We start from the raw sequence: 23,605 nt of genomic DNA, 5'->3' as shown, positions 1-23,605 counted from the left end.
GGTATGGAGTCTATTTTTGTAGCGGGTTTGCGGCGGCAGGTGCCGCCAGGCGGCGGAGTTGGCCGGCGTCAAATTCGGTCGGTAGCGGTAATGGCACCGCTGCGTTGCTCAAAATAGGCGCGCGCCTGGTTCGAGTCGCGCTCGATGGCGGCCGTCAGGGTTGGCAAGTCGTCATACTTTTCTTCGTCGCGCAGCTTTTGCAAAAACTCCACGCGTACCAGCTTGCCGTAACAGGATTGATTGAAATTAAACAGATGTACTTCCAGCAAGACGCGGCCGCTGTCGTCGACGGTAGGGCGCACGCCCAGGCTGGCCACGGCGGGCAGCGGCGTTGAGGCCAGGCCGTGCACTTGCACGATGAAGATGCCGGACAGGGCGGGGCGGTGCGCCACGCGCAGGTTCAGGGTGGGAAAACCCAGGGTGCGGCCCAGCTTCTGGCCGTGGATCACATGACCGGAAATGGCGTACGGGTGGCCCAGCAACTGCGTGGCCAGCGGGAAATCGCCGGCGGCCAGTGCCAGGCGCACGGCGGACGACGAGATGCGCGTGCTGCCATTCATGACGGTAGGTAATGTCTCTACATGGAAACCGTATTCGCGGCCCGCTTCCTGCAGCATGGCGACGTCGCCGGCGCGCCGGGCGCCATAGCAGAAATCGTCGCCGACCATCAGCCATTTCACGTGCAAGCCGTCGACGAGGACTTTTTGCGTGAATTCCTGCGGCGTCAAGGCGGCGAATTGCGCGCTGAAGTGCTCGACGACGACTCTGTCGATGCCGGCATCGTCCAGCGATTGCAGCTTGTCGCGCAGGTTGGCGATGCGCTGCGGGGCTTTGGACAGGTCGCCCGCGCGCTGCGCGAAGAATTCGCGCGGATGCGGTTCGAACGTCATCACGGCCGCTTCAATGCCGAGTTCGGTCGCAGCGCCGCGCACGCGCGCCAGCAAGGCCTGATGGCCGATGTGGACACCGTCAAAATTGCCGATGGTCAGAGCGCAAGGCGCTCGTGCCTGGGCATTGGGAAGTCCGCGGAATACCTTCATAGGAATCTGATGAAAACTGTGCCAAAAGGGGGATTATACGGACTGTTTCAGGGATGCACACCCGGCAGGGCTGGCGCAGGGCGAATTTCACTGCTGAAATAACAAAAAGCGTTGCCGGCGGGTGTGCTGGCAACGCTTTAGTATTGATTCAATACACTCTCAACGTCGAACCCAAGCGTAGCGAGCGGCAGTGATTTGTGGCCAAGAAGCGCAACCGTACGTGAGTACGGTGAGCATCACAGGCCGCAAAGCGCGACGCGCAGTAGCTTGGGTTCGATGTCAATTACTTGTTCATGAGGGTCCAGTAACGGGCCAGGTCCGCCGCGCCATCCGTGCCCTTGACGGCCTTGAACGCCGTCGTGGCATTGGCCTTCTTGCCGGCGTGCATGTAGGCGATGCCCAGATGCAGCTTGGCTTCTTCCGGATACTTGGCGGTGCCCAGTTTCACGGCGTCGTTCATCAAGCCCAGGCCTTTGTCGGCCTGGCCATCGTAGACCAGGGCGAAGCCCAGCTTGCTCAAGCTGTCGGCGTCCTTGTTCTTGACGTATTCGGCTTCCGACTTGGCGGCGCTGGCTTTCAGGTCGGCCTGGGTTTTCAGGGCCAGGTCTTTCAGGCGCTGGTGACGCGGTGCGTCGGCGCCGGTGCCCAGCACGCCTTTTTTGTAGCCCTGCTCGATGATGCTCAATGCTTCACCTGGATTGCCTGCTTGCAGGGCCAGCTGGCTGATTTCCATGTATTCGGACGGCTTGGTGAACAGGCCGTTGGCCAGGCGCAGGCGCTGGACGTCCAGGCTCAGGCGTTGCGAGAAGCCAGGTTTGCCCGAAACGCGGTTCAGCAGGTCGGCCCAGTAGCTGGTCTTCGGATAGCTCGATGCCAGTTTTTCCAGGGTGGCCACATAGCCGGCCTTGTCGTTTTGCTTCAACTGGATGTTGGCCAGCATTTGCAGGCTCGCTTCCGAGTTGCCGCCGCGCGATTGCAGTTCCTTGGCCGCTTCGGCGTAGTTGCCGCTGACGTAGTAGGTCTGGATCAGCAGTTCGCGCATCTGTGGATCTTCGCGGTCTTTCAGCGAGCGTTTGATCCAGGTGATGGTGTTCGGCCAGTCCTTGGCGCGGTAGTACATGCCTGCCAGCGCTTGCGTGAATTTGGGGGCTTCGGCGGCGCTCAGGCGGCCGGAATTGATGACGGCTTCGAAAGCCTTGATGGCGGTGCCGTTATCGCCGGCGGCAGCAGCGGCCGAGGCGCGTACGCGCTCGATCTGGTAGCTTTCAAAGGCGGTTTTGCCGCCGACGCTGTCAGCTTCGCGCAGCTTGGCCAGCGCTTCCTTGTTTTTGCCGCTGCTAGCGAGTTTTTGCGCTTCTTGCAGTGGCTTGCCCACTTCGGCACGCACGGTGTCCGCGGCGTATGCCAGCGAGCCCAGGCCGATTACGGGAGTTGCTGCGGTAAAACCGATAGCGGCCATGACGAGGCCGAGATGAGCGAGACGAAACTTGGACATAAGAAAGTCTTTCAGTAAAAAGCGAATAGGCAGGAAGTCCTGCCTATTCGGATGTAAAGATAACCTGATTGCTACAGCTTACTGGAATTGCTCGTTGCCGACCAGACCGATTTTGGTCACGCCCAGACGCTGCGCCGACGCCATCACACCGGCGACGACTTTGTATTCCACCAGCTTGTTAGGACGCAGATGCACTTCTGGCTGGTCTGCTTGCGCAGCAACGTTGCTCAGCTTGGCTTCCAGCGTATTACGATCAGGTACGACCTGATTGTCCCACAAGATAGTGCCATCAAAATCGACATCGATCGTGACGACCACTGGTTCGGTTGTCGGTGGCGGCGGGGTGCCGACCGGCATGTTCAGGTTCACCGAGTGGTTTTGCTTAGGAATCGTGATGATCAACATGATAATCAGCACCAGCATCACGTCGATGAGGGGCGTCATGTTCAGTTCCATCATTGGTTCCGGATCCGCGCCTGCTGCGCTTCCCGAACCGACATTCATACTCATAGTGTTTCCTTTAAGAAGTCCAACGAAGCACCGGGCGAAACTGCCGCCCGGTCAGCTTCCGGCAGTGGCATCCCCCTGTTGCAGGGACGCCGCTGCCAGCCGCTATCAGCCCTTGTCAGGTGGTTCGGTGATGAAGCCGACCTTCTGGATCCCGGCACGTTGGGTCGTGTAAATAACCCGGCCGATCGATTCGTAGCGTGTTTCTTGGTCGCCACGAACGTGTACTTCCGGCTGCGGTACTTTCACTGCTTCAACTTTAAGATAATCGAACAGTTCGTTCGTGTCTTTCAGTCTGGTCTGGCCCAGGTAAATCTCGCCATCCTTGTTAACAACGATATTAACGTTCTCTGGCTTGGTTTGCAGGGCTTGATTGGCCTCAATCGGCAGATCGATTTTCTGCAGCTTGAGGACAACTGGACTCGTAATCAAGAAAATGATCAGCAAAACCAACATGATGTCGACGAGCGGCGTCGTGTTGATTTCTGACATTACTTGATCTTCATCTCCGCTGTCGGAGCCGACGGACATCGACATGATTCTTATCCGATCTTTTTAGCGCCGGCAGCACGGCCAGCTTCGCTGGTCGACATGGCGCCGGAGATCAGTACCGAGTGAACGTCGGCGCTGAACGAGCGGATGTCTTCCATTGCGGATTTGTTACGACGCACCAGCCAGTTGTAACCCAGAACGGCAGGAACGGCGACCAGCAGACCGAATGCGGTCATGATCAGTGCTTCACCAACTGGGCCAGCCACTTTATCGATCGATGCGTTACCGGTCATGCCGATAGCGGTCAGCGCGCCGTAAATACCCCAGACGGTACCGAACAGACCGATAAACGGTGCGGTCGAACCAACGGTTGCCAGGAACGACAGGCCATCTTGCAGACGCGATTGGACTTTGTCCGAAGCGCGCTGGATCGACATCGTCACCCAGGTCGACAGATCGATTTGTTCCAGCAGGGCGCCGTCATGGTGCGCGGTTGCCTTGGTGCCCGATTCAGCGATAAAGCGGAATGGCGAGCCTTCGCTCAAGGTTGCCGAACCAGCAGCGATCGAAGGAGCTTTCCAGAATTTGGAAGCGGCTTCTTTGGCTTGCTTGAAGATCTTCATTTGATCCAGCAGCTTGGTGATGATGATGTACCAGCTGCCGATCGACATGATGGACAGGATGATCAGGGTAGCGCGTGGCACGAAGCCGCCGTCCCAGACTGCGGACAGGCCGAACGGGTTGTGCACTTCTTCGGTTTTGGCTGGAGCTGCTGCGTCTGCTGCTGGAGCGGCGGCATCTGCGGCAACTGGTGCTGGTGCAGGTGCAGCGTCTGCCGCAGGAGCCGAGGCGGCAGCCGATGCTGGCGCGTCAGCGAATGCCGGAGCTGCTACCAGAGCGGTAGTAGCGGTGACGGACAACAGAACCGCGGCAAAAAATGCGGACAAACGGGTATTCTTAAACATGCTTCCTCCAAAATTAAAAATAACAGATCGCTGAACGTAATGACAACGAAATCATGGTGTGAGACAGGGGATAACTGTCTCGGGTGTTAATCCAGCGACCAAACGTATTGCATTTGCTGCCAGCCTTGTTCCGGCTTGCCGTCAACTGTTGCCGGCTTAAATGTACAGCGGCTGATACCTTGCACCGCAGCTTTGTCCAGGTCTCTGAAGCCGCTGGACTTCACGATCTTCGAATCAGCGACCTTGCCGTCCACACCGATCAGGAACGACAGTGTCACCACACCGGTTTCCTCGTTGCGCTGCGACGACTTTGGATAAGCCGGTTTTTCGCAGACACTGAAGTCAACCACGGCCGGTGTACGCACCGATTTGGCTGGTCCAGGAGTTGGCGCAGGCTGTGCAGGCGGCGCTGGCGGTGCCAATACATTCGTGGCTGGCTTCACGGCAGTCGTATTTGCAATCACGTTCTGCTGTGGTGGCGGCTGCTGCACGTTCACCTCGACTGGCGGAATGAATGGCGGCGGTGGCGCTTTCATTTCTGGCGGCGGTGGTGGCGGTGGAAGATCCTTCGGTGGAGGCGGTTTGACTTCCTCGATAATCTTGGTTTCAACCGGTTCCATCATTTTGGTGACCAACCGCTTGCCCAAGCCCGTCGCGATCCCGTAAGCCGCGAGAACGTGCAGCAGGACAACGACGGTTATGCCTGTGTAGTTCTTGGGACTTTTCTCGTTCGAAAAATTCATGCCTGCTTTCTCCAAATACCATCTCTTGTCTTGCAACTGAACCCCAAAATGACGACACAAAGCTCCAGCCGTATCCGGGACGTCGCCGAATTATACATACGAATTCTTTATTTTACACAGATTTTTAACGCCTAAAACCGGTTAAATTTTTGGCGCTTTTGCGCCCTGAAAACGTACTTGCTTATGTCATCTTTGCACGCTTTCGGACATAAAAAAAGGCGGTCTTATCGGTTTTTTACAGCCGTTTTGGGTGACCACTGCTAAGTTCTCCGATGTGCCCATATGGCGGAATTATATTTCGTGATAATCAATATGGAAACCGCTAAATTTGGAGAAAAATATTTCCCATGGGTAATATTTTGCCTCTGAACCAGACCACTTAGCCAAGGGTGCGCACCAATCGGGTGCGAAAGGAACTTCACCCAGGTCAAAAAAGACGCTTCCGGCGGCCGTTTCGACGTCGCCAGGCCATACGGAATTCCTATGGTGGCATAGGATGCGCTTATATTCTTGCTAAAATTGATATCAAGAAGATCACTTATGGCCGTGCCGGCGCATCGTCGCGCCGGTTGCGCTTCTCGCGCCGGCAATTCAGGGTGCCCAGGACGACGCCTTGCGGATCGACCGTATCGAGGTGCACATCGAAGCCCCACAGCCGAGCCACGTGCTTGAGCACTTCGGCTGCCTGCTGGTTCAGCGGGCGGCGCTGGAATTGCGTGTGGCGCAGGGTTAATGCGCGGTCGTCGCGCGTATTGACGGACCAGACCTGGATATTCGGCTCGCGGTTGCCCAGGTTGTACTGCTCTGCCAGCTGCTGGCGCACGTAGCGGTAGCCGGCATCGTCGTGGATGGCCGAAATGGCCAGTTTTTCATTCTTGTCGTCGTCGAGTACGGCAAAGAAATGGAATTCGCGGATCAGTCGCGGCGACAGATACTGGGCGATGAAGCTTTCATCCTTGAAATTGCGCATGGCAAAGTCCAGGCTCTTGCGCCAGTCGCTGCCGGCAATGTCGGGGAACCAGGCGCGGTCTTCGTCCGTAGGATGCTCGCAGATGCGGCGGATGTCGCTCATCATGGCAAAACCCAGCGCATATGGGTTGATGCCGCTGTAATACGGGCTGTCGATGGGCGGCTGGTAGACCACGTTGGTATGGCTTTTCAGAAATTCCATCATGAAGCCGTCGCCCACCACGCCTTCGTCATACAGCTGGTTCAATATCGTGTAGTGCCAGAAGGTGGCCCAGCCCTCGTTCATGACCTGGGTTTGCCGCTGCGGATAGAAATACTGGGAAATCTTGCGCACGATGCGCACCATCTCGCGCTGCCACGGTTCGAGCAGCGGCGCGTACTTCTCTATAAAGTACAGCAGGTTTTCCTCGGCTTCGGGCGGAAAGCGGGGGGCGGCCTTGCGCTGCTCATCCTCGTCTTCGTCCTCCTCGCGCCGGGGCAGGGTACGCCATAGCTGGTTGATCTGCGACTGCACATAGGCTTCGCGCTCTTTCTGGCGCGCATATTCCTTCTCCATCGACAGTTTCGCCGGGCGCTTGTAGCGGTCCACGCCATAGTTCTGGATGGCGTGGCACGAGTCGAGCAGCAATTCCACCGCATCGACGCCATGGCGCTGCTCGCATTCGGCGATGTAATTCTTGGCAAACACCATATAGTCGATGATGGCGTCCGCATCCGTCCAGGCGCGGAACAGATAGTTGCCTTTGAAGAAAGAATTGTGGCCATAGGCCGCATGCGCGATCACCAGCGACTGCATGGTCAGGCTGTTTTCCTCCATTAAATAGGCGATGCACGGGTTCGAGTTGATGACGATCTCGTAGGCCAGGCCCATCTGGCCCCGCTTGTAGCTTTTCTCGGTGGAAAGAAAATGTTTGCCGAACGACCAGTGGTTGTACGAGACAGGCATGCCGACCGAGGTGTAGGCATCCATCATCTGCTCGGCCGTGATGATTTCCAGCTGGTTCGGATAGGTGTCCAGGCCGAACTGCTTCGCCACTCTGCGGATTTCCTCGTGGATTTGCTCGATCAGTTCGAACGTCCATTCCGACTGCTCGGGCAGGGCGTTCGGGTGGCGCAGGCGCACGAACGGTTCGCCCGGGGTGTTGCTGGCGCGGTCAAAGGCTGCACTCATCATTTCACCTGTTTCTTGAACAGTTCGCGGAAGACCGGGTAGATATCGGCCGGCGTGACGATCTTTTGCATGGCGAAATGGGCGTGATGGTCGAGCACGCCCGCGTATTGCTCCCACAGGTTTTGCTGCGGTCCGTCGGTGATCTCGACATAGGTGTAGTACTGCACTTTGGGCAGGATGGTGTTGATCAGCAACTGGCGGCACAGCACGGAATCGTTGTCCCAGTTATCGCCATCGGACGCCTGCGCCACATAGCTGTTCCATTGCCCGGCGCCATAGCGTTCGTCGATGATGCTATTAAGCAAGTGCAGGGCGGACGACACCACGGTGCCGCCCGACTCGCGCGAATTGAAGAATTCATGCTCGTCCACTTCCGCCGCCGCCGTATGGTGGCGGATGAAGACGACCTCGATCTTGTCGTAGGCGCGCTTGAGGAACAGATACAAGAGGATGAAGAAGCGCTTGGCCGTGTCCTTGCGCGATTCGTCCATGGAACCGGAGACGTCCATGATGCAGAACATGACGGCTTGCGTCATCGGCTTGGGCACCTTGATGCGGTTGCTGTAGCGCAAGTCGAACGGATCGATGAAGGGGATGGCCAGCAGGCGCGTGTGCAGGTGGTGGATCAGGCGGCGCAGCTCCACCACCAGCGGGTCGCTGTCGGGTGCGCCTTCGTGCAGCAGTTCGGCCAGGTCTTCCTCGGCCTGCGCCAGCTGCTTGCGGGCGCCGCCGCCGACGGCGATGCGCCGGCCCAGTGCGCCGCGCAGGGAACGCAGCACATGGATGTTCGATGGCGTGCCCGACATATTGTAGCCTGCGCGCTGGTTCTTGAATTCCGTGGTGGCCGTCAGCTGGGTTTTCACCATGTGCGGCAATTCCAGGTCCTCGAAGAAATAATTCATGAATTCTTCGCGCGACAATTCGAAGATGAAGTCGTCTTCCGTCGTCTCGTCGCTATTGCCCGCCTTGCCTCGCCCGCCGCCACCGCCGCCTTTCGGCCGGGCGATCTGGTCGCCTTTCAGGTATTCCTTGTTGCCGGGATTAACCACTTCCCATACGCCGCCATGCGCGTGGCCGAACGACGGTTCGCCCACGTCCTTGACGGGGATGCTGACCTTTTCGCCATTCTCGACGTCCGTGATCGAGCGCCCCTTGATGGCGCGCCCCACGGCATCCTTGATCTGGCCCTTGTAACGCCGCAGGAAACGCTCGCGGTTGACGGCGGATTTATTCTTGCTTTGCAAGCGCCTGTCGATGAGGTATGTCAAAGGGTGCCTCCTTGCCTCTCGTCTTGCGCGCCCCGCCAGTCGCCGGGCGGGAGCGCGCCTCCGCTGTCCGCGCTAGGATGACTTGCGTACGCGCAAGTACCATTCGCATAACAGGCGTACCTGCTTGGCCGTATAGCCTTTTTCCACCATGCGTGCCACGAAGTCGGCGTGCTTGTTGGCATCGTCGGCGCTGGCCTTGGCATTGAAGGAAATCACGGGCAGCAATTCCTCCGTATTCGAGAACATTTTCTTTTCGATCACGGTGCGGAACTTTTCGTAGCTGGTCCAGGCGGGATTCTTGCCGCCGTTCGAGGCCCGCGCGCGCAGCCCGAAGTTCACGATTTCATTGCGGAAATCCTTGGGATTGGAAATGCCCGCCGGTTTCTCGATCTTTTCCAGTTCATTGTTCAGCGATTCGCGATCAAAACTTTCGCCCGTGTCCGGATCGCGGTATTCCTGGTCCTGTATCCAGAAATCGGCAAACGTCACGTAGCGGTCGAAAATGTTCTGGCCGTATTCCGAATAGCTTTCCAGGTACGCCGTCTGGATCTCCTTGCCGATGAATTCCACATAGCGCTGCGCCAGGTGCTCTTTAATATAGGAGAAGTAGCGCTGTTCGAGTTCCGGCGCGAACTGCTCGCGCTCGACCTGCTGTTCCAGTACATATAGTAGATGCACGGGATTGGCGGCCACTTCGGAATTGTCAAAGTTGAACACCTTCGACAGGATCTTGAAGGCAAAGCGCGTCGACAGACCGTTCATGCCCTCGTCCACGCCCGCGTAATCGACGTATTCGTGCATGGATTTGGCTTTCGGGTCCGTATCCTTGAGGTTTTCGCCATCGTAGACGAGCATCTTCGAGAAAATGCTGGAGTTTTCCGGGTCTTTCAGGCGTGACAGGATGGCGAACTGCGCCATCATGCGCAGGGTGCCGGGCGCGCACGGGGCCTTGACCAGCGAGGAATTGGCCACCAGCTTGTCGTAGATCTTGATTTCGTCGGTCACGCGCAGGCAGTACGGCACCTTGACGATATAGATACGGTCAAGGAAAGCCTCGTTGTTGCGGTTGTTTTTAAACGTCTTCCATTCCGACTCGTTCGAGTGGGCCAGGATGATGCCGTCGAACGGAATCGCGCCAAAACCTTCCGTGCCCTTGTAATTGCCTTCCTGCGTGGCCGTCAGCAGCGGATGCAGCACCTTGATCGGTGCCTTGAACATTTCCACGAATTCCATCAAGCCCTGGTTGGCCAGGCACAGGCCGCCCGAATAGCTGTAGGCATCCGGGTCGTCCTGCGCATAGTCTTCCAGCTTGCGGATGTCGACCTTGCCCACCAGCGAGGAAATATCCTGGTTGTTTTCATCGCCCGGTTCCGTTTTCGAGATGGCGATCTGTTTCAGCACGGACGGATAGCGCTTGACGACGCGGAACTGGTTGATGTCGCCATTGTATTCATGCAGGCGCTTCACGGCCCACGGGCTGGGGATGTTGCGCAGGTAGCGGCGCGGGATGCCGTAATCCTCTTCCAGGATGGTGCCGTCTTCTTGCTCGTTGAACAGGCCCAGCGGCGATTCGTTGACGGGCGAGCCTTTCAGACAATAGAAGGGCACGTGTTCCATCAGCGACTTGAGTTTTTCCGCAATCGACGACTTGCCGCCACCGACAGGCCCCAGCAGATACAGGATCTGCTTGCGTTCTTCCAGCCCTTGCGCGGCGTGGCGGAAATACGAGACGACTTGCTCGATGACTTCCTCGGTGCCGTAGAACTCGCGGAAGGCGGGATAGATCTTGATGACCTTGTTGGCGAAGATGCGCGACAGGCGCGTGTCGTTGCGCGTGTCGACCAGCTGCGGCTCGCCGATGGCGGCCAGCATGCGTTCGGGCGCGCTGGCATACGTCAGCTTGTCCTTCTTGCACAGGGCCAGGTATTCGGTGAGCGACATTTCCTCTTCGCGGGTGCGCTCGTAGCGTGCTGCATAGTTATCAAAAATGGTCATGTCAATGTCCTTTAATGTAAACCTGAACTGCCAGTCACCATGGCCGCCCGCCTGGCACTCGCCTGGGCTTGCCGTCTGAACTTTTCCTGTACCCCGTACCGATTTTTATTGTTGTTTCAAGCCCGGCTGTCTTTGCGAGTCCGGATTGCCCGGACCAAAAAACTGGCGCTTGATGCCGTACGCTGACGTGGCCAGCCGGCTTTTTTTCACTGTTGATAGCGCTTGTTGCACCTGCTATTACCCTATGAAATTTATTATTGCTCTAAAGGATAAGGAAGTCAAAAGATATGTCAGCATATCCTTAATACTTGTTTGTAAATTGTTGATTTAATTGGATAAATCATCAAATTTTTCATCGATTGCGATGAACCTTTTTGTACCTTTTTAACCATCATACGACAATTCGCCAGCGCGTGCCGGTGCCGGCCATGGCGCTGCTGTCGCCGGCGCCCCGGCGGCCGCTCGCCGGTGCGGCCGGCCATCTTGCGCTAAGATGCCTGCATGTCTGATGGCCCTGCGCGCCGCGCGTGCGCGTGCGCGAGCCAGCATTGTTATTGTCACCCTATGAGGAACCCCCATGATGAACCCCCAATTGCGCGCGATCGTCCGCGGCATGCCGAAGGCCGAACTGCATATCCATATCGAAGGCTCGCTGGAGCCAGAACTGATTTTCGCACTGGCCGAGCGCAATGGCGTGCCGCTGGGCTATGAATCGGTAGAACACTTGCGCAGCGCCTATGCTTTTACGGATTTACAGTCTTTTCTCGACATTTATTACGCTGGCGCAAGCGTGCTTTTGAAAGAGCAGGATTTCTATGACATGACGCAAGCTTACCTGCGCCGCGCCGAAGCCGATAACGTGCTGCACACGGAAATCTTCTTCGACCCGCAAACGCACACGGCGCGCGGCGTGGCCATCGCCGATGTGATCAACGGCATCCATCGCGCCTGCCAGGACAGCCCCGTCAGCGCGGCCCTGATTCTGTGTTTCCTGCGTCACCTGAGCGAGGAAGAAGCGTTCGAGACCCTGGAAGACGCGCTGCCGCACCGCGACAAATTCATCGGCATCGGCCTCGATTCCTCGGAAGTGGGCAACCCGCCCGAGAAATTTTTGCGCGTGTTTGCCCGTTGCCGCGAGCTGGGTCTGCACCTGGTGGCCCACGCGGGCGAGGAAGGTCCGCCAGCCTACATCCGCACGGCGCTCGACGACTTAAAAGTCGAACGCATCGACCATGGCGTGCGCTGCCTGGAAGACGCGGAACTGACGGCCCGCCTGGCGCGCGAACAGATCGCGCTGACTGTCTGCCCCTTGTCGAACACCAAGCTGCGCGTATTCGACCAGATGCATGACCATAACCTGGTGCAATTGCTCGATGCCGGCCTGCTCGTGACGGTCAATTCCGACGACCCCGCGTATTTCGGCGGCTACATGAACGACAATTTCGACGCCATCTTCGACGCGCTGCCACTGGGCCTGTCCCACGCGCAGCGCCTGGCGCGCAACGGTTTTATTGCCGCCTTCCTGCCGCAGGCGCAAAAAGACGCCTTCCTCGCTACCGTCGATGCGTATTTCGCCCAGCACGCGGCCGCCCATGGCATCGCGCAGTAACCCTTAATAAAGACCCGCCGCCCATGTTCCGCCTCTCCCTGAAAATGACCGGCCGCGACTGGCGCGCCGGGCAACTGCGTTTCCTGCTCGTCGCGCTGATCGTGGCCGTGGCGGCCCTGTCGGCCGTGGGCTTCTTCGTCGACCGTTTGCGCGCGGGCCTGAACCGCGACGCGCATCAGTTGCTGGGGGCCGACCTGGTCATCAGCGCCGACCAGCCCGTCAATGCGGCATGGCGCGCCGAAGCGCAGAAGCGCGGTTTTATCCTGGCCGATACGGTGACGTTTCCCAGCATGGCGCAGGCGGGAGAGGGCGAGCAGTCGCTGTCGCAGCTGGCGTCCATCAAGGCCGTCTCACCGGGCTACCCGCAGCGCGGCAAGCTGAAAATCACCACCAACCCCAGCGAAGCGCAGGATGCCGTGGGAAGGCCAACGGACCAGGTGCCGGCAGCGGGCACCCTGTGGGTCGATGCGGCGATTTTGTCCAGCCTGAACGCCAGACTGGGCGACACATTGAAACTGGGCGACAAGGCATTTACCGTCACGCAACTGATCGCCAGCGAGCCGGATCGCGGCGCCTCGTTCCTGAACTTCGCCCCCCGCGTGATGCTGCCCTTGAGCGACCTGGCCGCCACGGCGCTGGTGCAGAACGGCTCGCGTGTGTCGTACCGCTTGCTGCTGTCGGCACCGCCCGCCAAGGCGGCCGAGCTTGTGCAATATCAAGCCTGGCTGGAAAGCCAGATCAAGACGCAGGCCATCAAAGGCGTGCGCATCGAGTCGCTCGAATCGGGCAGTCCGCAGATGCAATCGACCCTGGACCGCGCCGACCGTTTTCTTTCCCTCGTCGGCTTGCTGTCGGCCATGCTGGCGGCCGTCGCCGTGGCGATGGCGGCGCGCCGCTTCATGCTGCGCCACCTGGATGCCTGCGCCATGCTGCGCTGCCTGGGCTTGACGCAAAACCAGGTCACGGCCATGTACGTGATCGAATTTTTACTGGTGGGCCTGGTGGGCAGCCTGATCGGCGTGATGGTGGGCTTCGGCGGCCACCTGGTGCTGCTGGAGCTGCTGGGCAAACTGGTGCAGAGCGACCTGCCGCCTGTCTCCCTGCTGCCCGCGCTGCAGGGCGTGGCCACCGGCATGCTGCTGTTGCTGGGCTTTGCCTTGCCGCCGATTTTGCAGTTGCGCAATGTTCCCCATAACCGCGTGATTCGCCGCGAGCAGGAGCCGCCGCAGGCGCTGGCCCTGGCCACCTACGGCCTGGGCATCGCCGCCTTCGTCGTACTGCTGCTGTGGCAGGCGGGCGACGTGAAACTGGCGCTGCTGACGGCGGCCGGTTTCCTCGGCGGCTTCGCCCTGTTCGGCCTGGCCGGCTGGCTCGGCATCAAATCGCTGAAAACCCTGCGCGGCGCCTTCAATCATCAGGGCTGGCGCTTTGCCGTCACGTCCTTGCAGCGCCGTCCGGGCGCCACCGTGATCCAGGTAGTGTCGCTGGCGCTGGGCCTGATGGCCTTGCTGCTGCTGACGGTGGTGCGCGGCGACTTGATGGTGGCCTGGCGCAACGCCACGCCGCCGGACGCGCCGAACCGCTTCATGATCAATATCCTGCCGGAGCAGAAAGAGCCGATCGCCGCGCGCCTGGCGCAGGCCGGCGTGGCCAATGCGCCTTTGTATCCGATGATACGCGGGCGCCTGGTGGCCGTGAATGGCAATGCCATCACGGAAACCACCTACGAGGATGACCGCGCCAAGGGCCTGGCCGACCGCGAATTCAACCTGTCGACGATGGCCACGATGCAGGAAGAAAACAAGCTCGTCGCGGGAAAATGGTTCGCCAATGCGCCCGGTGCACCGGCTGAGGCGTCGGTGGAAGAGGGTATCGCCAAGACATTGAAACTGAAACTGGGCGACAAGCTGCGCTTCGACATCGCCGGCCAGCCCGTGGAGGCGGCGATCACGAGTTTGCGCAAGCTGGAATGGGGTTCGATGCGCGTCAATTTCTTTGTCATCATCAACCCGCCCGCCATGGCGGACACGCCGCAGACGTGGATCACGGCGTTTCACCTGCCGCCCGCGCAGGCGGACCTGGGCAATGCCTTGCTGCGCGACTATCCGAACCTGACGGTAGTCGACGTGGGCGGCGTGCTGAAACAGATCCAGGGCGTGCTGGACCAGGTGGTCACGGCCGTCGAATTCCTCTTCGCGTTTACGCTGGCCTCGGGCTTGCTGGTACTGTATGCGGCGCTGATGGGTTCGCAGGACGAGCGCACGCGCGAAGCGGGCCTGCTGCGCGCGCTGGGCGCCACGCGGCGCCAGCTGGCGCAGGCACAGCTGATCGAATTTTCCCTCGTCGGCGCGCTGGCCGGCTTGCTGGCGGCCACGGGCGCGGCGGCCATGGGCTGGGCCCTGGCCACGTACCAGTTCAAGTTCGCCTGGAGCTTCGCACCGGGCGTGTGGGCCTTTGGCCTGCTGGCCGGCGCCCTGTGCGCGATCGCTGGCGGCTGGCTGGGTTTGCGTAACGTGCTCAAGCATCCGCCCCTGCAAACCTTGCGCGAAGGCTAAGTCGCCAACTACGCGCTGACGCCGTCGCCCGCGCCCGCGCGCAGAAATTGTGCGTAGGACATGACCGGCTGCCCCAACTGGTGCGCCGGCACGTCGAACAGGGCCCAGAAATACGTCACGTCGCCCAGGCAGATGGTGGGCGCGGCGCAGTAGCGAAACCAGTTCTCGCCTATCTGCGCCGCGTACATGCCGTCGCTGTCGGCGTCGGAAAAGTACGGGATCACGCGCATTTCCAGCAGGGCCAGCAGCAGGGATTCCGGTGCGTCGCTGTCGCGCGCCATTTCATATTGCGTGTGCAGGCTGCGCTCGGTCTCGATGATCATCAGCCTGGCGCGGCCGTCGCGCGTGAAGAACAGGATGCCGCAGGGATTGGGAAAGATGTAGAACTCGACGAAGCCGTGGCGCTGGCACAGCTCCTGCACGACGGCGGCCATGGCTTCGTCTTGCAGGAAAGCATAGTCGTGCAGCATCAGCAGATCGCGCACGGTGTCCGATTGCTGCAGGAAGAATTCGCGCTGCAGGGCAACGATTTCCAGTTCCAGGATATCGAGCGCATCGTCGTCGCTCTTCTTGATGTAGCGGTCGATCAAGCCCCGGTTGAAGGCCGTCACGGCCACTTTTTCATCGGCCGCCCCAGTAAATAAAATCTTCTTGCACGGCAAGTCGCGCACGGCCTGGCAAAATTCCAGGCCATTCATCTGCGGCATCGAATAATCGATCACCAGCACGGAAGGCACGGCAAAGCGCTGCGCCTGGCCGCTGATGCGCCAGATGCGTTCGAGGTCGAGCGCCACGTTGCACTGGTCGGGCGGCAGGTTTTGCGTGTCGAAATTGACGTGCAGCGGTGTCTCGCCCGGCTGCGTACTCTGGCGCAGCCAGTGCAGCGCGCTGCTGGTGTCGTGGAAAGTCTTGCGCGCCAGGCCGGGATCGAGCTGGAATGCCAGGCTTTTCAGGAAGGAATCGCTGTCGTCGATCAATACGGTCAGGGTCGGATGGGTGTAGACGGGCAGTTGCATGCGTCACCTCGCGCGGTGGATGGATGGAAAACGGTTGTGCGTGGGCACGGGCAGGGGCTGGGGAAATTCCAGCACGAAGATGGCGTAGGCGCCTTCGCGCGCGACGCAGCGGATGCGCGCCTGCCAGGCTTGCATGATTTGCCGGCACAGGGCCAGGCCGATGCCGCTGCCGTTATGCGAGGGATACGAATAGAAGCGGTCGAAGATCAGCGGCAGGCGATTGGCCGCGATGCCGCAGCCCGTGTCGATGAACAGCAGGCGCGGCACGGGATGGGCGCCATCGATGATGATGCGCACGCGGCCCTTGCCGGCGCGGTGGATGCTTTTCAAGGCATTGCGCAGCAGGTTCAGCAAGATCACCACGCACAGTTCCGACTGGCCCGGAAACGTGAAATCGGCGCGCACCTCGACCTTGACGATCTCGCGCTGGGCCGTGCTGGTAAACGGGTAGCGGCGCAGCACGGCCGTCACGCTGTCGTGCATGGCCACCGCTTCGTTCGCTTCGAGCTTGTGGTTGACGGCGCTGGCGCTGAGCAGGAACAGATCGATCATGTGGTGCATATGGCGCACTTCGAACTGGATGCGCGCCAGCGCTTCCAGGTTGGCCGCGTCCGGCGGCTGGTCTTGCAGGTTTTGCTGCAGCCCGCGCTGCAGCCCGCGCACGTTTGCCTCGACGCTGACGAGGGGCGTGCGCAATTCGTGCGCCACGCTGCCCAGGCCGGCCGCCAGCCCGGCCAGTTTCTCCTGCGCGCCCACGTTGCGGCCCACCTTGACGACGGACAGCACGGCAATCGTGAACCAGTGCACGGGCAATTGCTGCAAGACGTCGCCGCTGAGCAAAAAGGCGGGATCAGCAAACACGGCAAACGCCAGGCAGGCCAGCAGGGTGCCGCTCAGGTAGGCCAGCACGGCGATGCGCGTATCGAAGTGAAACAGCACGACCAGCGCCACCAGCAGTGAATGCATCCACAGCGTCGAGGCGTGGTTCATCAGGAACATGTACGTGAAGAAAAACGGCAGTTCGAAGGTCAGCCCCAGGAACAGGTAGACGCTGAACCAGGTATTGCTGAAGCGGTCAGGCCACAGCGCGGGCAGGAACAGCAGGGCGGAGATGGTGCGCAGCAGCGGCGATTCGTATTCTTGCGGAAAGAAGTAATGCCACAGCGCGTAGTACAGGGGCATGCCCAGTGCACCGATGAGCGCCAGCGTCCGCACCTGCGCGCGTCGCACGGGTGTGTGTTCGATGGCGTCGTGGAAATGCAGGAAAGGCTGGAGCAGCTTGCCTTGCCACCGTTTTCCGGAAGGGGACTGCACGTGCATCATGATCAGGGGACGTGTTCGTTGAGGCGTGTCAATGCAACATGATCGGCGGGTTCCCTCTGTATCAGCAGGATATCGGCACAACTGTTGAGCTGTATCAAACGCTTGCCGGATGGCTCGCGCATGTTGGACGCGGTAGTTCCCCCCGCAACCAATCAGGAGTCCCTATGTCACACGCCCTTTCCCCTCTGTCGTCCCGCGCCATCCATGCCGAGCAACGGATGCCTGCCTTCGTTCGCGCACGCATGGATGAACATTACGTCGAGCGCATCGAGAAGCTGCTCGGCGGCGAACACCTGCATGAATGGCAAGCTGTGCCGGCCGGTGCGGTCATGCTGGCAGGCAATGATTACCTGAACATCGCCGGCGAGGCGGCGCTGCTGGCGGCCCAGGCGCGCGTCTTGCAGGGCGGCGGTGCCATGCTGATGTCGTCTGTGTTCCTGCAGGAAGGCAGCCGCCAGCACCGGCTCGAACAAAAATTCGCGGACTATCTCGGCAGCGAAGCCTGCGTGCTGGCGCAGTCGGGCTGGGCCGCCAACGTGGGCTTGCTGCAAAGCCTGGCCGGACCCGGCATCCCCGTCTACCTCGACATGCAGGCGCACGCGTCGTTGTGGGAAGGCGTGCAATCGGCGCAAGCCGTGCCCGTGGCCTTCCTGCACAACGATGGCGCCCACCTGCAGCGCCAGCTCGACAAGCATGGTCCCGGCATCATCATCGTCGATGCGCTGTACAGCACCAACGGCAGCGTGGCGCCGCTGCTGGACATGGTGGAAATTGCCGAACGCAGCGGCAGCATGCTGATCGTCGACGAGTCGCATTCGCTGGGCACGCACGGCCCGCAGGGCGCGGGCCTGGTGGCGGAGCTGGGCCTGGCCGGGCGCGTGCATTTCCGTACCGCGTCGCTGGCCAAGGCGTTTGCCGGGCGCGCGGGGCTGATCACCTGTTCGGCCCGCTTCAAGGGCTATTTCCTGTCCGCCTCGCGGCCCGCCATCTTCAGCTCTTGCCTGCTCGAACACGAGCTGGCCTGGTTCGATGCGGCGCTCGATTTCATCCGCGCCGCCGATGCCCGCCGCGCCGCCTTGCGCCGCCACAGCGTGCAGTTGCGCCAGGGGCTGGCTGAGCTTGGCTACAACGTCAGCGACGGCACCGAGCAAATCATCGCGCTGGAGGCGGGCAGCGAACCCGATACCTTGATCCTGCGCAAGGCGCTGGAGCGGCACGGCATCTACGGCGCCGTCTTCTGCGCGCCGGCCACGCCAAAGAACCGCTCGCTGGTGCGCCTGACCCTGAATGCGGGCTTGCGCGAGGACGAGTGCGCCAGAGTGCTGGCCGCCTGCGCCGCCATCCGCGATGAGACGGGCATGGCGCGCTGGCCGTCGACGCGGCGTTTGCGCAAGCTGGCGCTGGTGTAGGGAGCGGGCGTCAGCCGTTGCCGGGCTGCTTGCCGGCGATGCCGGCCAGCAGCAGGGACAGCGGTGCCAGCTGTTCCGGGCTGGCGCTGCCCAGCAATTCCTGGCCCAGCGCCTGCGCCGTCGCATCGGCGTGGATCAGCAGGGTTTGCCCCGCCTCGGTGATGACGGCATAGCCGACGCGGGCATCGCGCGCATCGGCCTGGCGCGCCACCAGGCCGATTTTTTCCAGCGGCATCAGCGAGCGCGTGATGCCGGACGCCGTCAGCGCCAGGCGCTCGGCCAGGTCGATGCGGCGCAGGCGCGCACCGGGTGCGCGCTGCAAGTGGTACAGCAATTGATAATCGCCAAAGCTCAGGCCGTGCAGATTGCCCAGGATGCTGTCGAAGCGGCGCACGATGAGCGCCTGGGCACGCGCCAGGCGCAGGCAGAAGTCCAGCGCGCTGGCGCCGTCTGGCGGCGGGGAAGTGTGATCGGTCATGGTTTTCTTTGTGTTGGCTGCGCAGTGCTTGAGTACGCAAGTGTAAATCAATATTGCTCAATACAGTGGCTGCCCCTGTTCCAGCCACTGTGCGCGGTGCAGCGCCAGCAGGGCGTCGAGTTCGGCCTGCGCATCGAAGGCGGGGTCGCCCGATACCTTGACGCTGTCGATGATGTCGAAGCGGAAGGCTGCCGCCCCATCGCGCCGCCAATCCGCCTGCAAGCGGGCGTTGCGGTGCGTGCCCAGCGCGAGTTCGAAGCGGTGGCGGTTCAGCGCACCAGGGGCGTTGCGACTGCGTTCGAGCAGGGTGCATCCACTGGGCAGATGCTTCAGCGCGATGATGCCCAATGCTGGCGCTTGTTGCCGGTAAGCCGCTTTCAGGGCAGCTTGCTGTGTTTTATCCATGCTGCGATTTCCTCAAGGTTGGGTGATGTAATCGCTTGCCGCGATGCGCGCAATGTCAGTGAGCAGGGCGGCGGCGATGGCGGCGGCCAGCAGCAGGGCGCCGCCGGCGCAGAACAGTTCGCCCACGCTCAGGTGGCGCAGCAGTGCGCCCGTGGCCGCCGCCGACAGGGGCGCCAGGCCCAGGAAGATGCCCATGAACACAGCCATTGCCCGGCCCCGCATGGCGGGCGCCACGCGCCGCTGTATCCACGTAAAGATGGCCACCTGCACATAGCCGCCCAGCAGGCCGGTGACGGCCAGCAAGGCCGCGCCTTGCCAGGCGGTTGCGATTTGCCCCAGCGCCATCAACAGGATGGCGACAATGGCGTCAACGGCCAGCAGGGTGGCGCCGAAACGCTGGCGCAGCCAGGCGCCACCCAGGCTGGACGCCAGCATGCCGGCCAGGGTGCCGGCGCCGTGCGCGCCCATCAGCAGTCCCAGCGCCCCGGCACCGTGCAGGCGTTCGCTGGCCAGCACGGGCAAGGCCACTTGCAGCGGACCCATGACGAAGAAGGCCACCACCGCCCAGTACGCATAGCAGCTGCGCAAGGGAAGGTCGCGCCACACCATGGCCAGGCCCGCCGCCATGTCGCGCCACATGCCCTGCGCCGCCACCACGGCCAGTGGCCGCAGCTTGACTTGCCGCAAGGTCCAGGCAGAAAACACAAATGTCAGCGCATCGATGGCAAAAGCGGCGGCCAGCGCCGCCATGGGGGTTTTCTGCGCGCCCTCGTGGGCGCCCAGCACCAGCGCCGCCAGCAGGGGGCCGGCCAGCAGCGACAACTGGCGCGCACCCATCTGCAAGCCATTGGCTTTTTGCAACAATTGCGTCGGCACGGCTTGCGGCAGGATGGCCGTGCCGGCCGGAATGCCGAAGGCGGCCGCGATGCCCAGCGCCAGCGCGGCCGCATACGCGAGCACCAGGCTGGCCTGGTCCAGCATCAGCAGCCCCGCCAGCGCCAACAGGATGGCAGCGTTCGCATATTTGCTCAGCAGCAGCACGCGCCGGGGCGAGTAACGGTCGGCGACGGTGCCGCCCAGCAAGATGAGTACGGCGCGCGGTGCGCCCATCAGGGCCACGGCGATGCCCAGGCTGAGGCTATCGCCCGTCAGGCTCAGCACCAGCCACGGCAGGGCCAGCATGCTGAACTGGTCGCCCAGCATGGAAATGAGGCCGCCGCCCAGCAGCCAGCGGAAGTTGCTATTGCGCAGCAAAGGAGTGTCGATAGCGCTTGGCATGGTCGTCTTGTTCGTGGTTTAAAAATTGCATAGTAGTTGATATAAGCTTGAGCAGTCAAGTATATTGCCATTTATTGTGGCATGGCCAGCGGACGTTGCGTGGGCCGCCAGCGCTTGCGCTATCATGGCGGCCATGACTGATACCACTGCCCCCACCCTGTACGAGACCATCGGCGGCGCCCCTGTGCTGCGTGAAATGGTCGACCGTTTTTATGATCTGATGGAACTTGAGCCCGAGTTCGCCGGCATCCGCGTCATGCATCCGCCCTCGACGGACGGTTCGCGCGACAAGCTATATTTCTTCCTGACGGGCTGGATGGGCGGGCCGGACTTGTATATCGAGAAATTCGGCCACCCGCGCCTGCGCGCCCGTCACTTGCCTTACGCCATCGGCACCAGCGAGCGCGACCAGTGGCTGCGCGCCATGGCCTGGGCCATGGAAGACACGGGCATCGAAGAGTCCCTGCGCGTGCGGCTGATGGAATCGTTCTATCAGACGGCCGACTGGATGCGCAACAAACCTGACTGACACCCATGAGTCCAATCGAGTTTTACAGCCTGCTGGGCGCCGCCGCCGTCGCCATCGTCCTGTTGCTCTTGCTCTTGCTGTTGCTGCGCCCGCGTGGCGCGGCCGGCGATGGCGCCACCACCCTGGCGCTGGTGCAGCAGCACCAGCAGCAAAGCCTGGAACGCATCGACCGGGTCGAGCGCGAAGTGCGGCTGCAGCTGCAGGCGTCGGCGCAAGCGACGCGGCAAGACCTGGCGGCCGGCCTGGCGCAATTCCAGGCGGCGACCCTGCAGCAGCTCGACAGCCTGCGCACGCAGATGCAGGCGCAGGGGAAAGTCGGGCGCGAGGAGCAGGCGCAAAGCCTGGCGCGTTTTGCCGAGAGCACGAATCAGACGTTGGCCCAGCTGACGGAATCGAATGCGCAGCGCATGCTGGAAGTGCGCGCCACCTTGGAAAACAAGATCCGCGACTTGCAGGCCGACAATGGCGCGCGCCTGGAAGAGATGCGCAAGACGGTCGATGAAAAACTGCATGCCACGCTGGAAACGCGTTTGAGTGCCTCGTTCCAGCAAGTGTCGGAGCGGCTGGAAAAAGTCCACCAGGGCCTCGGTGAAATGCAGCAGCTGGCGCTGGGCGTGGGCGATCTGAAGCGGGTGCTTACTAATGTGAAGACGCGCGGTACCTGGGGTGAAGTGCAGCTGGAAATGCTGCTGGAGCAGGTACTCACTGTCGACCAGTACGCGAAGAACGTGGAAACGCTGCCGGGCAGCGGCGCGCGCGTGGAATTCGCCCTGAAGTTGCCGGGCATGGTCGACGGCGGTCCGCCCGTGTGGATGCCCATCGATGCGAAATTCCCCAAGGAACAGTACGAGCGCCTGGTCGACGCGGCCGAGCGGGCCGATGCGGACGGCGTGGCCGTCGCCGGCCGCGAGCTGGAACGGGCCGTGCGGGGCGAGGCGAAAACCATCGCCGAGAAATACCTGGCGCCGCCGCTGACCACCGACTTTGCCATCCTGTTCCTGCCCACGGAAGGCTTGTATGCGGAAGTGCTGCGCCGGCCGGGACTGGCCGACGAATTGCAGCGCCTGCACCGGGTCAGCATTGCCGGACCGTCCACCCTGACGGCCTTGCTCAACAGCTTGCAGATGGGTTTCCGCACGCTGGCGCTGGAAAAACGCTCGTCGGAAGTGTGGCAGGTGCTGGGCGCCGTCAAGACGGAATTCGGCAAGTTCGGCGACGTGCTGTCGCAAACCCGGCTGACCCTGGAAAAGGCGGCGAAGAATATCGAAAGCGCGGAAGTGCGCAGCCGGCAGATGGCGCGCAAATTGAAATCCGTGGAAGCCTTGCCGGGCGAGGCGTCCGCCTTGCTGTTGGACAAGGCGGACGGTGAATAGCGCTGTCTTGTTCGCCGCAGCCGCCTGCTAAGTAATCCTCAGGAAATTATTGTGAATTTATGACGAACAGAACCGGATGCTCTGCAAGGCGCCCGCTGCGACGCAGTGCGAGCACTGCTAGCAGCGGGCAAGCCTCGTCGGCCACCTTGCAGAGCGCCGGTTATGGAAGTCAGAAATCACAATAATTTATTGGGGGTTACTTAGGCCTGCTTTTCCTGCGCCATCTGGCGGTTGACGATTTCTGCCGTGATGCTGCCCGGCGCATCGAGTTCGCGCTGCGCCAGTGTGCGCATGGCATCATTCTCCAGGCCGGACAGCAAGGCGGCGTACAGCGTGTCGGCCTCGGCGGCCTGTTCCTGGCCGCGCAGGACGGCAGCGGTGATCCGCACGTCTCTCAGCAGATTCATCAACTCCGCCGCCAGGCGCGGTGCCGTGCCAGGCGCTGGAAACAGGGGCAGGCTGGCCGCCAGGGCATTGACCATGCCGAGATGCGCGAGCGGCGCCGTCCGATAACGCTCCGCCAGCGTGAAATTGTCCATTTCGACGACGGCTGGCAGGGCTTGCCAAGCGTACTGGCGCGCCAGTTCGGGGGCGCTGGCATCCAGCTGGGCGAACAGGTCGGCGGTGGAACGGGCATCACCCAGCGTCTCGTTCATCTCGACGATAAGAGAAAAACGCGACGCCCGTCGAAAGAGGTCGCCTGCCTGAGGATCGCTGCCATCGCGTCCTGCATAAGGTTCACCTGCCAGCAGCAGCCGTATCTGCTCGTTGCGCTCGATCTTCAGAGCAAGTTGCGCGGGCGTATGGAGGTCGGTCAAGAATTTCCATTCCAGCATGATCATGAAATAGCTCGTGCGGGACGGCGCAATGGCTTGTTCCGCTTCAGCAAAGAGCTGTTGCAAAAGCACGAGCGCATCCGCATGCCGACCTTCTTCGCGCAGTGCACTGAGGCTTGTCAAACGGCTATCGCTGTTGGGCATGGCGG

At 61.3% G+C, this 23,605-nt stretch carries 20 protein-coding genes; 5 read left to right on the top strand and 15 right to left on the bottom strand.

The genetic code is table 11. From position 1 onward, the window contains the following. Positions 1-68: 68 nt before the first annotated feature. The 9 genes from FJQ89_RS12890 to FJQ89_RS12850 all read right to left on the bottom strand — a co-directional run bounded on the left by FJQ89_RS12890 (position 69) and on the right by FJQ89_RS12850 (position 10,645). Positions 69-1,040, bottom strand: coding sequence for a bifunctional riboflavin kinase/FAD synthetase (locus FJQ89_RS12890; protein WP_141170458.1), 972 nt, complete (start codon positions 1,038-1,040; stop codon positions 69-71). Between the two features lie 283 nt (positions 1,041-1,323). Beyond that, positions 1,324-2,535, bottom strand: a complete 1,212-nt coding sequence (locus FJQ89_RS12885) for a tetratricopeptide repeat protein (RefSeq protein ID WP_141170457.1) — start codon at positions 2,533-2,535, stop codon at positions 1,324-1,326. Between the two features lie 78 nt (positions 2,536-2,613). Next, positions 2,614-3,045 (bottom strand): ExbD/TolR family protein, encoded by a 432-nt coding sequence (locus FJQ89_RS12880; protein ID WP_170840419.1) that lies wholly within the window; start codon positions 3,043-3,045, stop codon positions 2,614-2,616. 105 nt (positions 3,046-3,150) lie between these two features. Next, positions 3,151-3,579, bottom strand: a complete 429-nt coding sequence (locus tag FJQ89_RS12875; protein WP_071075811.1) for an ExbD/TolR family protein — start codon at positions 3,577-3,579, stop codon at positions 3,151-3,153. A gap of 5 nt (positions 3,580-3,584) precedes the next feature. After that, positions 3,585-4,499, bottom strand: coding sequence for a MotA/TolQ/ExbB proton channel family protein (locus FJQ89_RS12870; RefSeq protein ID WP_141170456.1), 915 nt, complete (start codon positions 4,497-4,499; stop codon positions 3,585-3,587). Positions 4,500-4,585: 86 nt separating this feature from the next. Then, a complete protein-coding gene (locus FJQ89_RS12865) occupies positions 4,586-5,242 on the bottom strand; it encodes an energy transducer TonB (protein ID WP_034785244.1) in 657 nt (218 codons plus the stop codon). Between the two features lie 538 nt (positions 5,243-5,780). Next, complete coding sequence (locus FJQ89_RS12860) at positions 5,781-7,382, bottom strand: SpoVR family protein (RefSeq protein WP_141172778.1); 1,602 nt, start codon at positions 7,380-7,382, stop codon at positions 5,781-5,783. Continuing rightward, positions 7,382-8,650, bottom strand: coding sequence for a YeaH/YhbH family protein (locus tag FJQ89_RS12855; RefSeq protein WP_141170455.1), 1,269 nt, complete (start codon positions 8,648-8,650; stop codon positions 7,382-7,384). The genes FJQ89_RS12860 and FJQ89_RS12855 overlap by 1 nt, the downstream gene beginning before the upstream one ends. Positions 8,651-8,722: 72 nt before the next feature. After that, positions 8,723-10,645 carry a PrkA family serine protein kinase gene (locus FJQ89_RS12850; protein ID WP_071075815.1) on the bottom strand — a complete coding sequence of 641 codons (1,923 nt, stop codon included), beginning with the start codon at positions 10,643-10,645 and terminating at the stop codon, positions 8,723-8,725. 577 nt (positions 10,646-11,222) lie between these two features. On the opposite strand from FJQ89_RS12850, the gene FJQ89_RS12845 reads away from it, so the two are divergent. Then, entirely contained in the window at positions 11,223-12,254 is a 1,032-nt protein-coding gene (locus FJQ89_RS12845; RefSeq protein ID WP_141170454.1) for an adenosine deaminase, read from the top strand. 23 nt (positions 12,255-12,277) lie between these two features. Beyond that, entirely contained in the window at positions 12,278-14,809 is a 2,532-nt protein-coding gene (locus FJQ89_RS12840) for an ABC transporter permease (RefSeq protein WP_141170453.1), read from the top strand. 8 nt (positions 14,810-14,817) lie between these two features. On the opposite strand, the gene FJQ89_RS12835 is transcribed toward FJQ89_RS12840, so the two are convergent. Beyond that, positions 14,818-15,825 carry a response regulator gene (locus tag FJQ89_RS12835; protein ID WP_141170452.1) on the bottom strand — a complete coding sequence of 336 codons (1,008 nt, stop codon included), beginning with the start codon at positions 15,823-15,825 and terminating at the stop codon, positions 14,818-14,820. Positions 15,826-15,828: 3 nt separating this feature from the next. Next, positions 15,829-17,145, bottom strand: coding sequence for a sensor histidine kinase (locus FJQ89_RS12830; protein WP_141172777.1), 1,317 nt, complete (start codon positions 17,143-17,145; stop codon positions 15,829-15,831). Positions 17,146-17,312: 167 nt separating this feature from the next. Between FJQ89_RS12830 and cqsA the strand changes: the two genes are divergently transcribed. Beyond that, a complete protein-coding gene (gene cqsA / locus FJQ89_RS12825; RefSeq protein WP_141170451.1) occupies positions 17,313-18,557 on the top strand; it encodes an alpha-hydroxyketone-type quorum-sensing autoinducer synthase in 1,245 nt (414 codons plus the stop codon). Between the two features lie 10 nt (positions 18,558-18,567). Here cqsA and FJQ89_RS12820 read toward each other — a convergent pair whose 3' ends face one another. Genes FJQ89_RS12820 through FJQ89_RS12810 form a run of 3 tightly spaced genes read right to left on the bottom strand, consistent with a single transcriptional unit; the run spans position 18,568 to position 20,718 of the window. Next, positions 18,568-19,035, bottom strand: coding sequence for a MarR family winged helix-turn-helix transcriptional regulator (locus FJQ89_RS12820; protein ID WP_141170450.1), 468 nt, complete (start codon positions 19,033-19,035; stop codon positions 18,568-18,570). 57 nt (positions 19,036-19,092) lie between these two features. Further along, complete coding sequence (locus tag FJQ89_RS12815; protein WP_141170449.1) at positions 19,093-19,440, bottom strand: GIY-YIG nuclease family protein; 348 nt, start codon at positions 19,438-19,440, stop codon at positions 19,093-19,095. Between the two features lie 12 nt (positions 19,441-19,452). Then, positions 19,453-20,718: an MFS transporter gene (locus tag FJQ89_RS12810; RefSeq protein WP_141170448.1), complete on the bottom strand. Its 1,266-nt coding sequence runs from the start codon at positions 20,716-20,718 to the stop codon at positions 19,453-19,455. A gap of 133 nt (positions 20,719-20,851) precedes the next feature. Between FJQ89_RS12810 and FJQ89_RS12805 the strand changes: the two genes are divergently transcribed. Further along, complete coding sequence (locus FJQ89_RS12805) at positions 20,852-21,247, top strand: group II truncated hemoglobin (protein ID WP_034754244.1); 396 nt, start codon at positions 20,852-20,854, stop codon at positions 21,245-21,247. A gap of 5 nt (positions 21,248-21,252) precedes the next feature. Beyond that, positions 21,253-22,620, top strand: a complete 1,368-nt coding sequence (locus FJQ89_RS12800) for a DNA recombination protein RmuC (protein WP_141170447.1) — start codon at positions 21,253-21,255, stop codon at positions 22,618-22,620. 200 nt (positions 22,621-22,820) lie between these two features. On the opposite strand, the gene FJQ89_RS12795 is transcribed toward FJQ89_RS12800, so the two are convergent. Further along, positions 22,821-23,600, bottom strand: coding sequence for a hypothetical protein (locus FJQ89_RS12795; protein ID WP_141170446.1), 780 nt, complete (start codon positions 23,598-23,600; stop codon positions 22,821-22,823). Positions 23,601-23,605 lie beyond the last annotated feature (5 nt).

Source organism: Janthinobacterium tructae, from assembly GCF_006517255.1.
Classification (GTDB): domain Bacteria; phylum Pseudomonadota; class Gammaproteobacteria; order Burkholderiales; family Burkholderiaceae_D; genus Janthinobacterium; species Janthinobacterium tructae.
The sequence above is the reverse complement of the archived record's forward strand: the minus strand, read 5'-3'. Positions and strand labels throughout refer to the sequence as shown.

Coding starts and splice junctions, on each gene's coding strand:
- FJQ89_RS12890 (WP_141170458.1), bottom strand. CDS start 1,040: ATGAAGGTATTCCGCGGACTTCCCAATGCCCAGGCACGAGCGCCTTGC.
- FJQ89_RS12885 (WP_141170457.1), bottom strand. CDS start 2,535: ATGTCCAAGTTTCGTCTCGCTCATCTCGGCCTCGTCATGGCCGCTATC.
- FJQ89_RS12880 (WP_170840419.1), bottom strand. CDS start 3,045: ATGAGTATGAATGTCGGTTCGGGAAGCGCAGCAGGCGCGGATCCGGAA.
- FJQ89_RS12875 (WP_071075811.1), bottom strand. CDS start 3,579: ATGTCGATGTCCGTCGGCTCCGACAGCGGAGATGAAGATCAAGTAATG.
- FJQ89_RS12870 (WP_141170456.1), bottom strand. CDS start 4,499: ATGTTTAAGAATACCCGTTTGTCCGCATTTTTTGCCGCGGTTCTGTTG.
- FJQ89_RS12865 (WP_034785244.1), bottom strand. CDS start 5,242: ATGAATTTTTCGAACGAGAAAAGTCCCAAGAACTACACAGGCATAACC.
- FJQ89_RS12860 (WP_141172778.1), bottom strand. CDS start 7,382: ATGAGTGCAGCCTTTGACCGCGCCAGCAACACCCCGGGCGAACCGTTC.
- FJQ89_RS12850 (WP_071075815.1), bottom strand. CDS start 10,645: ATGACCATTTTTGATAACTATGCAGCACGCTACGAGCGCACCCGCGAA.
- FJQ89_RS12845 (WP_141170454.1), top strand. CDS start 11,223: ATGATGAACCCCCAATTGCGCGCGATCGTCCGCGGCATGCCGAAGGCC.
- FJQ89_RS12840 (WP_141170453.1), top strand. CDS start 12,278: ATGTTCCGCCTCTCCCTGAAAATGACCGGCCGCGACTGGCGCGCCGGG.
- FJQ89_RS12835 (WP_141170452.1), bottom strand. CDS start 15,825: ATGCAACTGCCCGTCTACACCCATCCGACCCTGACCGTATTGATCGAC.
- FJQ89_RS12830 (WP_141172777.1), bottom strand. CDS start 17,145: ATGCACGTGCAGTCCCCTTCCGGAAAACGGTGGCAAGGCAAGCTGCTC.
- cqsA (WP_141170451.1), top strand. CDS start 17,313: ATGTCACACGCCCTTTCCCCTCTGTCGTCCCGCGCCATCCATGCCGAG.
- FJQ89_RS12820 (WP_141170450.1), bottom strand. CDS start 19,035: ATGACCGATCACACTTCCCCGCCGCCAGACGGCGCCAGCGCGCTGGAC.
- FJQ89_RS12815 (WP_141170449.1), bottom strand. CDS start 19,440: ATGGATAAAACACAGCAAGCTGCCCTGAAAGCGGCTTACCGGCAACAA.
- FJQ89_RS12810 (WP_141170448.1), bottom strand. CDS start 20,718: ATGCCAAGCGCTATCGACACTCCTTTGCTGCGCAATAGCAACTTCCGC.
- FJQ89_RS12805 (WP_034754244.1), top strand. CDS start 20,852: ATGACTGATACCACTGCCCCCACCCTGTACGAGACCATCGGCGGCGCC.
- FJQ89_RS12800 (WP_141170447.1), top strand. CDS start 21,253: ATGAGTCCAATCGAGTTTTACAGCCTGCTGGGCGCCGCCGCCGTCGCC.
- FJQ89_RS12795 (WP_141170446.1), bottom strand. CDS start 23,600: ATGCCCAACAGCGATAGCCGTTTGACAAGCCTCAGTGCACTGCGCGAA.